This is a genomic window from Rhodococcus sp. (in: high G+C Gram-positive bacteria) (assembly GCF_049591685.1).
In the GTDB taxonomy this organism is placed as follows: domain Bacteria; phylum Actinomycetota; class Actinomycetes; order Mycobacteriales; family Mycobacteriaceae; genus Rhodococcoides.
In genome coordinates, this window is record NZ_JBAWFH010000304.1 from 1 (window position 1) to 3333 (window position 3333).

At 66.7% G+C, this 3333-nt stretch carries 1 protein-coding gene; it reads right to left on the reverse strand.

The features are described from left to right. Positions 1–354 precede the first annotated feature (354 nt). Positions 355–3117 carry an alpha/beta hydrolase-fold protein gene (locus WBQ44_RS12625; RefSeq protein ID WP_495567030.1) on the reverse strand — a complete coding sequence of 921 codons (2763 nt, stop codon included), beginning with the start codon at positions 3115–3117 and terminating at the stop codon, positions 355–357. Positions 3118–3333 lie beyond the last annotated feature (216 nt).

Here is a 3333-nt window from a genome sequence, read left to right on the forward strand (position 1 = left end):
GAGCATGGGTAACGTAAGACGCGAGGACCTCCGTGGATCGGGATGAGTGTGGTAACCCATATCGATACCGGAGGTCCTCGCCCTATCCCGTCACGCCACGCTGCTCACAACCTCCGTGGGAAGAACACCTAACCCTCGTCGACACCGACGACGAGGGTTAGGCCGAATCGCGCCTTGCATTCGTGGCGGCAGCATCCGCGTCACCGCTCACGGGACAAAGGGAGACTTCGGTGGCGCTCGTCGACGCGGACTCAAGTGTCCCGGCGCCGACCGGTGCCGCTTCGCGACCGAGCGGGCGGGATCGCGGAGGATCCCGCCCGCTCGTTCGATGTCACGCAGCGACGTCCGGAGGACTCACCCGCAGGCCGCCGCGGCGTAGCCCGCCTGGTAGACGGTGTACTGGCCGGAGCCGTTCCAGGTATAACCGGCGATAGCTGCCAGGCCATGGTCGACCGACGTCTCCGCCACCGCGAAGGTGCGGTAGACCGCCGCGCCCGGCTGCAGTTTCGTCACCTTCACCTCGCCGGCCACGGTGGTGATCCGCACATCGGCTGCGATCGCCTCCTTGTTCAGGACGTGGACGGCGATCACAGGAGCACCGTTGACGCACTGAGACTTCGCGCTGACTGCCAGCGAGACCCCCGGATCGGCTGGCCGCGGGCTCGGCGTCACCCATGCCGATGCGGTGCTCTCGGACGTGCCAAGGATGTTCGACGCAGTCACGGAGAAGGAGTAGGCGGTTCCGTTGATGAGGCCCTCGACTCGGCAACTCGTCGAGACCGCCTCGCACACGACCGCCCCGGACGCATCGCGCACGACGTAGCCGTACAGTGGCAAGCTCGATGCCGATGCGGCCCACGTGACACGTGCCGCGCCGTCGGCTGCGACTGCGCTGATTGTGCCCGGCGCCTGCGGACTGGACAGCACATGCTCTCCTGCGACGAGCGCCGTTGCTGCCGTCGAATCCTCCCGTTTGAGGGTGACGTCGGTGGCGCCGTCCGCGAGGATCGTCACCGTGGCCGGCGCCGAAGCGTCCAGTCCCGCCCGATCCAGGTCGATCGCCATCGCGGCGACGTTCTCGGCCGAAGTGCTGATCTCGTTTCGCGGCTCAACCGAGCCCGCTTCCACCCAGCGCTGATCGCGGACCTGCACATTCCGGCCGTCGATGATCTGGATATCATCGCTCAGCACGGCGTCATATTCAGTGGTCTTCAGAGCGTGAGACTCTCCCGTCACTCGGCTCCACCGCGCGGTCTCGTCCCGCGGATCCAGGTCGGTGAGCCAGTACGCTCGGTCGACCGTGATCCCCAGGTCGGGTCGGGCATCGCCGGGCTCCCAGCGGAACGCGATGTTGGACGGCGCCGGCTCGCGCTGCGGGTGCGTCTGGACGTACTCGGCCGCATCATCCCATCCGAGGGATTCCCCGAGCTCGCCGTGCGTGGCGTTCTCGTAGTAGTTGGCTCGGTACCGGACCTCGGCCACGTCGGCTGCGGCGTCCCACCTGCGCGTCGCGGTCTGGGCAACATCGCGAGTGCCGGAATCCATGAACGTCACGAGGCCCATGAGATTCTCCATCCGCAGCTCGTCGCCGGCCTGGTCGCGGCGACCCTGCGTGTCGTAATAGCCGGCTCCCGAGACGATGACCGCCGCGGCAAACAGATCCGGGTGGTTGGCTGCAAGGCGAGTCGCTCCCACGGCACCCATCGACCAGCCGCCGACGACCGTGCGATCCGGATCGAGGCTGTAGGTGTCGGCGAGAACGCCCCACACTTCCCATACGTCCAACTCACCCTCGTTGATGTACCAGGTGGTGTTGCCCCGCGCCAGCGGTGTGACACAGATCGAACCGCGCTCTTCGCACATCGGACCGTAGACGTCCTCCTGCGTCGGGCCGCCGAAGCCGTTGTGATTGCGGTCGCCCGAGTGCAGCAGCATCGTCAGTGGCGCTGGGACGGCGCTGTCGTACGTCGTCGGCACATAGACGGTGTAGGGCTGCACACGCCCGTAGAACGACGGACCGCGCAACGCCGGGCCGTAGCCGCTGCGAGCCTGTGGGTCAAGGCCCTGCCCGAGATCCAACGTCGAGACATACCACCGCGTCGAGTACCCGGTGGGCGCCGGATCCGCCGTCGTCTCCCCCGCCGAGATACGGCTCCAATCGAGCTCGATGAAGAAGTCGGTGATGTCGTTCGCGCCCAGCGCGTCCGACTGGCGTCCGTTGTTCCATCGCGTGGAGGAGTTCGTCCAGCCGCCGACGAGGAACGGCTCGTCTTCGCGGTCGCGGAACGCTGCGTTGTAGATGCGCGTCTCATCGTCCTGGCCTGGAGCAGCGGCGAATCCTTCGCCGGTCTCGTTCGCTACGCCTGTCGCAAGGCGGACCGACCACGTGCCGTCGGCGGCGAGGGCGGACTTCGGTACCGCCACGATGAACGAGCGCGCGTCGTCGTCGATGGAGAGCTCGGCGCCGACGGCGGTCAGATCCGAGCGATCCCCGGTCGCGGCGTCGATCAGCCAGATCCCGCGAGAAGAAACGATCATGACCTGATCGATGCCGGGGGAGGAGACGCCCGCGTCGGCCGGCCACGCCGAGGAACCCGTCGCGGGGTCGGAATCGGTGTCGAATGCCCACGCGGCGACGGGCACGTCCGCGGACACGAGGGTGTTCCAGTCGATGCGCCAGTATGTGCTCGCGTCATCCGCGGCGATGCCCGCACGAAAGACGTCGGAGCCGTTGCCGGCTGCGTCCGGCGAGGCATAGGAGAAGTCTCCGGCGCCCATGTCGTCGTACAGCCAGTCGGTCCACAGATAGGCGCCAGCGTCGTAGCGTGCGGTCCCGGATGTGCGGGGGAACGCCTCCGAAAAGGCCCAGGACTCGGGTTCCGGAAGGTCCGGCTCAGGCTGCAGCGCCGCTTGCGGAATGTCCGCCGGAAGACCGGACCGCGCAAGATCCGTCACCTGCTGAGGTGCCGCGGCATTTGTGGTCGCGCCGGCGGGTGTCACACAGAGGCTCAGTGCGACCCCTGCGGTCACGGCACCGACAAGTGACGCCCGTCCGACCCTGCCTCGTGGGCGCGCGCTGACGCCTGCGATGTGTGGACCACGGTCGGTGCGATTCATGCCACGCTTCTCCTTTGAAGTAATATCAAGCTGGTTGATATTCGCAATATACCGCCGGATCTATTTCGGGTCAACTGTCCGACGAGACTCACCTAATGTGCTCGCGTAATGGGGTTCGTGCCTCATTTGGGATCTGCTCGCGAAACGCTGGCCCTCGTTCGAGTGCTCGGGTGTGCTGGTGGGATGGGCTCGTTGTCGATGTCGACCAAGCGTGAG